Annotated in this window: 6 protein-coding genes and 1 tRNA gene; 3 read left to right on the forward strand and 4 right to left on the reverse strand. The window is 60.7% G+C overall.

Annotation, left to right across the window (positions count from 1 at the left end; translation table 11 throughout):
* Positions 1–77 precede the first annotated feature (77 nt).
* Positions 78–698, reverse strand: coding sequence for a nitroreductase family protein (locus QZ269_RS11325; protein ID WP_291426813.1), 621 nt, complete (start codon positions 696–698; stop codon positions 78–80).
* A 90-nt stretch (positions 699–788) separates the two neighbouring features.
* On the opposite strand from QZ269_RS11325, the gene QZ269_RS11330 reads away from it, so the two are divergent.
* Positions 789–1,130, forward strand: a complete 342-nt coding sequence (locus QZ269_RS11330) for a helix-turn-helix domain-containing protein (protein WP_291426814.1) — start codon at positions 789–791, stop codon at positions 1,128–1,130.
* A 151-nt stretch (positions 1,131–1,281) separates the two neighbouring features.
* Here the strand turns inward: QZ269_RS11330 and QZ269_RS11335 are convergent, their stop codons facing one another.
* Complete coding sequence (locus tag QZ269_RS11335) at positions 1,282–2,994, reverse strand: dynamin family protein (RefSeq protein ID WP_291426815.1); 1,713 nt, start codon at positions 2,992–2,994, stop codon at positions 1,282–1,284.
* Between the two features lie 34 nt (positions 2,995–3,028).
* Here QZ269_RS11335 and QZ269_RS11340 point away from each other — a divergent pair, with 34 nt between their 5' ends.
* Complete coding sequence (locus QZ269_RS11340; RefSeq protein WP_291426816.1) at positions 3,029–4,336, forward strand: thymidine phosphorylase; 1,308 nt, start codon at positions 3,029–3,031, stop codon at positions 4,334–4,336.
* Between the two features lie 281 nt (positions 4,337–4,617).
* Positions 4,618–4,693, forward strand: a tRNA-Ala gene (locus QZ269_RS11345).
* 32 nt (positions 4,694–4,725) lie between these two features.
* Here the strand turns inward: QZ269_RS11345 and QZ269_RS11350 are convergent.
* The gene (locus QZ269_RS11350; protein WP_291426817.1) at positions 4,726–5,748 is read right to left on the reverse strand and encodes a hypothetical protein; all 1,023 of its coding nucleotides are present in this window, start codon (positions 5,746–5,748) and stop codon (positions 4,726–4,728) included.
* Positions 5,745–5,954 (reverse strand): helix-turn-helix domain-containing protein, encoded by a 210-nt coding sequence (locus QZ269_RS11355; protein WP_291426818.1) that lies wholly within the window; start codon positions 5,952–5,954, stop codon positions 5,745–5,747. Before QZ269_RS11355 ends, QZ269_RS11350 begins: the two co-directional genes overlap by 4 nt.
* Between the last annotated feature and the right edge of the window lie 565 nt (positions 5,955–6,519).

Consider the following 6,519-nt stretch of genomic DNA (forward strand, 5'->3'; position numbering starts at 1 on the left):
CAGAGGCGCCCGGAGAAATGCAAAAACCGCCTCCATCTTGGAAGCGGCCCTGTTCTGGAGAAAGCTGTAGAAGCGGATTACATGAACTTGGTAATGCGCTCGACGCTGTGACGGTGGTGGGGGAAGCCTTCTTCAGCGCGGTGGCCGATGGGCAAGATGCCAGCGAACTGCACGTGTTCAGGCAGACCAAGCAGTTCACGGACCTTTTCCGGCTGGAACCCAAGCATGGGGTTGGTATCGTAGCCGAGGCCACGGGCAGCGAGCATCAGGAACCCGAACGTGATGTTGGCCTGGGCCAGTCCCCACTGCCCGCGCTGGGCCACGTCCTGGTTCATGAAGTTCTGGCGTAGACCCTCGGCACGGGCCTTGATCTGGTCGGCTCCCATGCCAGGATGCACGGTTTCTTCGACATTGCCCAGGAAGTCTTCCATGTCGCTGTAGACCACGATCACGGCGGGCGCGTTGCTCACCTGCTGCTGGTTGTAGGACGCTTCCATCAGTTTGTCTTTCAGCGCCTTGTCCTGCACCACCACAAAGCGGGTCGGTTGCACATTGTTGGCAGTCGGCGCGAGGCTCGCCAGACGCAGGATTTCGTGCAGGTCGCCCTGATTCATGGGTTCCTGAACATACTTGCGAATGCTCCGGCGGGTTTCGATGGCTTCGGTAACGCTGGCGGGTCTGTTGATGGTCGTAGTCATGCCCATAACACTAGGCAATCTAGTTTAAAAAGTCAAGTGATGTAATCCATGTCCTGATTTAATTGTGTTGGGGGGTGTAGAGTGCCGGGTATGACAACTGATCAGCCCAGCTTTTGCCCGGTTTACCAGGCCATTGGGGTGTTGCAAGAAAAGTGGGTTTTGCATATTGTGCGCTCTCTGCTAGACGGCGAAAAAGGCTTTAACGAACTGGCCCGTGCCGTAGGCGGCTGCAATAGTGCCACGTTGACCCAGCGCCTAGAACACCTTGAAACGCTCGACATCATTCACAAGCGCACTGAAGATACTCACGGCAAACTGGCCCGCAGCATCTACAGTCTTAGTCCTGCGGGACTTGAACTTCAGACTGTTATTGACGCCATTGACACCTGGGGACGCGCTCACCTGAAATTCGCAGTGCAGAAGACCGCCTGACCGTACTGTTCAGCCAGAGCGAGTGCGAGCAAGCCGGATTTCGGTCGTGAAGTTGGCGACTCGGTGTATTGGCGAGCTGTTAACGAATCCATTGCGCCACAGTCTGGAAGGCCGCCGCCTGCGGGGTCTAGAAGCGCAGAGCCGGAACCCTCTAGTCCAAGTTCTTAACTTCCTGCTGCAACTCTTCCAGGCGACCCCGCAACTCAGCAGCGCGGACAGCGGCGTCGTTCAAGCGGGCCTGTTCTTGCTGGGTAAACCGGGTATACGGGCTGATCGCGTCGTTCAGACGGCTGTCGGCCCGCTGCTGCTCGCGTTCGTATTCGCGGCGCACGATCTGTTCTAGGGCCGCTCGCAGGTCGCCGATCTTCTGGCGCAGCTGCCGGTGCGCCTGCAAGCGCTTGTTGGGCAGTACGAATAGCCCCAGGCTGCCCAGCGCTAGCCCGATCACGACGCCGCCCGTGAAGTCAAGCACCGTGGCCCCAATCACCGCGCCGATGCTCAGGCCGCCCAGCAGCCCGCCCGCCAGCCCGCCGATGGCCCCCAGCATGGCGCTCTCGGCGTCTTTGGAGAGCTGGCGCCCCAGTTCCTGCTCGGTGGTCGCCGCCAGGTGGTCGCGGGCGCTGCCGCCGATGCCCTCGAGCAGCGCGGCGCGGTCATACGAAAAGCGGGTGCGGGCCACCTGCGCGTCGCCGCTGGGCTGACGGCGGATCAAGAACGCCTGGACGTCCTCCCAGAAGTGCAGATTAGACTCGACGAAGCGGTCGATCATGCTGCCGAACTGCCGGTCGAGGGCTTCGGGCAGGTCACCCACCGCCTCACGCCGGAACGTTTCTTCCAGTTCCCGGCTGTTCATCAGGCTGCGTAGGTTGCGAAACTGTAATTTTTCGTCAATGAACTTGTCGGCCCGCACTTCAAATTCCGACAGCAGACGCCCCACGCGGTTAAGCTGCCCGTCGAGTTCGCCCAGCATGGTTGCGCGGTGGTGTTCGCTCTGGGCTTCGAGGTCTTGTAGCACCCGCAAATCCTCGGTCAGGGTGGTGCGTGCCGCGCTGGCCCGCGCTTCCTCACCGCCCAGCAACTCTGCCGCCGTATTCAGCGGCGAACTGAGTTTGAGGCGGGTGCGCTCGGTCTCGGAAAGCCGCGCCGAGAGCAGCAGCCGCAGCGCCCCAAAGCCCGGATCGCCGCCCTGCTGGGCCTTACGCTGTTCGGCCCGCGCACTGACCAGTGCCACGGGCGGCGTCAAGCCCAGCACGCCCCGCGCCCCGGCCTGCACGAACTCTTTGACCTGCTCGCGCTGTTCGGGCGTTTCGAGCAGGTCGGCCTTGTTGACCACCATGATCACGCTGCGGCCCCAGCGGGCGGCCAGGCTCAGGAACTGCCGCTCGGACTCGGTGAAGGGACGGTCGGCACTGGTCAGAAACAGCACCAGGTCGGCACGCGGCAAAAAGCCCTCGGTCAGCGCCTGATGCTGGCGGATAATGGCGTTGGTGCCGGGCGTATCGACCAGTGCCACCCCCTCCAGACTGGGCAGCGGGTAGGTCAGGCGGCTCACGAAAGGGTCACGGGTCGGCTCCATCTGGCCGGGCGTGTCGCCATGCACCAGCACGTAAATCCGGTCGGTGGTCGGCGTAACACCCTCGGGCAGCACCTTTGCGCCTAGCAGCGCGTTCACGAAACTGCTCTTACCCGCGTTGAATTCGCCCACCACCACCAGCAGAAAAGTCTCGTCGAGGGTCGCCATGGCGGTACGGGCGTGCTCGACCACCTCGGGCGGCGCCCCCTGAAGCTCCAGAAAAGCCTGAAGGTCGGAGAGCAGCGACCGCTCACGCGAAAGCAGATCCTGGGTGCGGGAGGAAACGAGCATGGCCTCAGACTAGCGCCCGCGTCTAAACTGCCGTATGACTCTCAGTCTTCACACTCCCGACCTGATCCAGAAAAAACGCGACGGGGGCACCCACACCCGCGCCGAGCTGGAAGCTCTTGTGCTGGGCTTTACCAACGGTCACGTGCCCGACTATCAGGTCAGCGCGTGGCTCATGGCGGTGTTTCTAAAAGGTATGACCCTCCAGGAAACCGCCGACCTAACCCTGGTTATGGCCGGAAGCGGCGAGCAGATGAACCTGGGCAACCTGCCGCGCACCGTAGACAAGCACAGCACCGGCGGCGTGGGCGACAAGACCAGCCTGATCCTGACGCCAATGCTGGCGGCGCTGGGCCTGACGGTCGCCAAGATGAGCGGGCGTGGGCTGGCGCACACTGGGGGCACCATTGACAAGCTCGAAAGCATTCCAGGCTGGACGGCGGAGCTTTCCGAGGCACAGTTTCTGAAACAGGCCCGTGAAGTGGGCCTCGCCCTGGTCGGACAAAGCAAGAATCTCGCGCCCGCCGACGGCAAACTGTATGCCCTGCGTGACGTGACCGCCACCGTTAACAGCCTGCCGCTAATCGCCAGCAGCATCATGAGTAAGAAACTGGCTTCCGGGGCGCATACCATCGTGCTCGACGTGAAAGTCGGGGCGGGGGCCTTCATGGGTACGCTGGGCGCCGGGCGCGAACTGGCCCGCGCAATGGTAGATATCGGCACGCACGCCGGGCGGCAGATCCGCGCCGTGCTGACCGACATGGACACCCCGCTGGGCCGCATGGCGGGCAACAGTCTGGAAGTGCTGGAGGCGCTGGACACCCTGCGCGGTCACGGCCCCGCCGACCTGACCGAACTGTGCGTGGCGCTGGCCGCCGAGGCCCTGAGCGCCTACGGTGAAGACCCCGCCCAGGCCGAAGCCCGCGCCCGGCAGACCCTGGCAGACGGCCACGCCCTGCACAAGTTCCGCGAATTCGTGGCTGCCCAGGGCGGCGACGCGGGCTACGTGGACGACCCGGCCAGATTCGATGTGGCCCCTGACCGCGCCGAGATCACCGCGCCCGAAGCGGGCTACCTTCAGCGCATCGACGCCCTGAGCGTGGGCCGCGCCGTGCTGGTGTTAGGCGGCGGGCGCGAACGCAAGGGCGAGGCCATAGATCACGGCGTTGGGGTCGAACTGCTTAAAAAGCCGGGCGACGCCGTGCAGTCTGGGGAAGCGGTCATGCGCCTCTATCACCGTGGCGGGCGCGGCCTGGAGCGGGCGCTAGAGCTTTTGCGCGGTGGCCTGGGGTTTGGCCCGGCGCAGCCCGCCGCCCAGCCACTGATTCTGGACCGGGTGAACTGAGCGGCCCAGCCGCCTGCGCCTCCGAACGCCTGCGCCGAAATGCCAGGGCAACCGCAAAGTCCCTCAAATGTAAAGTGAAACTTTTCGTTTGAAAATCACGCTTCGCCATGCCGAGAGTATTTGGCCGATGGATACAGTAAAAATAGCCAGCCTGCTTACTGGCTACTTATCAAATGTTATGCAGTCTCCGACTTTGCGGTTGCCCTGGCCGAAATGCTTGACAGAAAGCTGGCGCCCTGTTAATCTGGCTAAGCCTTGAAAAGAGGCGCAAGCGAAGAAGTGGGGCCATGGCGCAGCTGGGAGCGCGTCTGAATGGCATTCAGAAGGTCAGCGGTTCGATCCCGCTTGGCTCCACCAACAAGGACACTGTCGAGCACAGTGTCCTTCTTTCATTTGTAGCTTAGGTACGCGCATTGGACGCCTTTCTGGTTTGTGAGTAGGAGTACGTCCTTGCCCGTTTCGGTGTAGGGGCTGCTCATACGTCCGTCGCCTTCAGCCCTATAGCCTCGCCCCAGCAGGTATTGGTCGGTGTGATGCCGATTGTTGTACCAGTCAATCAGCCCTCGCTCCTGCTGAGTTGGATGCTTCGAGGACTGTTCTGGCGCGGCTTCTTCAACGGCTGGCGCTTTGATGCTCTGGCCTTCGTTGATAAGTTCCGCCACCAGTTCTTCAACAAGGCAGTCGTCCGATTCATGCCAGAGTTCAGTCTTGAGAGGACGCTCCGGATTCTTGACGTTGTAGGTGTTCTGTACTCGCAGGACGCGCCCAGAGTTGTAGACCTTCGGGTCAGCACCGAACTCAGTGAAACGCCCTACCAATGCACGGTTAGCGGCTTCGGTTTCCTCCTTTGTCAGGAAACGAGGAGCGCGGAAGTATGCCTGCAAACCATGACCGGAGTACAGCACTGCCACCGGAATCAGGCTCTGGGCGCGGCTTTTCGTCATGAAGGCGTGGTACTGCGAGGCCACCAGCGTCTTGACTTCATCGGCGGGGATATGCTTGAGGTCTTCGCCGTCTGGTGCCTCGTGGCGCTCCTTGGCGTCCATGTCCAGCCACAGCAGGTCGGTGGGTTTAGTAGGCGGGTCAGTGTTAGCTGTATTGACCTTCTCCTCCCGCAGGGCCACGCCACAGAAGGCGTTGGTGTCTGGGCTGGATAAGAAGGAGTCGCCGTCTTTCTCGTCCGTGTTGAGTGGGTGAGGCAGACTGGTTAGCTTTGTGCCTTTACCAAGTGTGAGAATGTACACCCAGCCTTCTTGTTGACCGAAAAGGAGCTTGAACCAGTTCCACTGACTGATTTCGATGGAGGCAGGAATGTTGCTCTTGGTGGACGGGGTATGTACGGGCTGCGCGAGGACGAGTACGCTCTGGTCGTGACCCTGTTCCCCGATACTGCTAGTGTCGGGGGCTTTCATTGGTCACCGCCTCGCAGATGCTCAGCGAGTGCAGAAGCAGGAATACGAACGGCTCCATCTATCTTCAGGTAGCGCAGTTTTCCCAGACTCATCCAGCGCCGTACTGTCGAGTGAGCGACTCTCAGTTGCTGGCGGACTTCTTCGGTGGTGTAGTAGGTGTCTTGCATCAGGGTAGAGGCATGGACACCACTGGTCTCAGTGGTCATAACGGTTTTCTCCTGTATTGGACGAAGGTTTCAGCTGCGCCTATCGCTGCCGACCTGTGCCTACTCTATCCGCACCGGGAGAGATTGACAAGGTCAGTTTTGTCGTGCCAGACGAAGTTTTCCCACGATCAGCTACTCTCGGGCTATGACCTAGCCCTCTCTACCTATGCCAGAACCTATGTAGAACCCCCTTATAGCCACTTTGTTCGGGATGGTTGGACAGAATGGCGAAACGCCCGCTCCTTATTATTCGGAGGCAGGCGTTTCTGTTGTCTGGGCACGGCTTTCTCAGTAGAGGTCTTTCTTGATGCGATCATCCATCAGGATTGCCCAGATGTAACCTCCTGGGTGCAACTCCTTGAGTGCGGTCACCGTCTCTTGAGGCATTAATTCAATGCCCCTAGCAAGGTCAGTAGGCCCGACTTCCATCGTTGTAGTGGATAGTACAAGCGATTTGCCGTTAGGACGTTGAGTGTAAGTGAACTCTCTTCGTAACTGCTCAGCACGAGAAGTCGAGTTTGGGTAAGACGCCACGAAAAACGTCAACTAAGCCAGTCCAAATGGA

Source organism: Deinococcus sp. (genome assembly GCF_018260405.1).
Taxonomy (GTDB): Bacteria; Deinococcota; Deinococci; order Deinococcales; family Deinococcaceae; genus Deinococcus.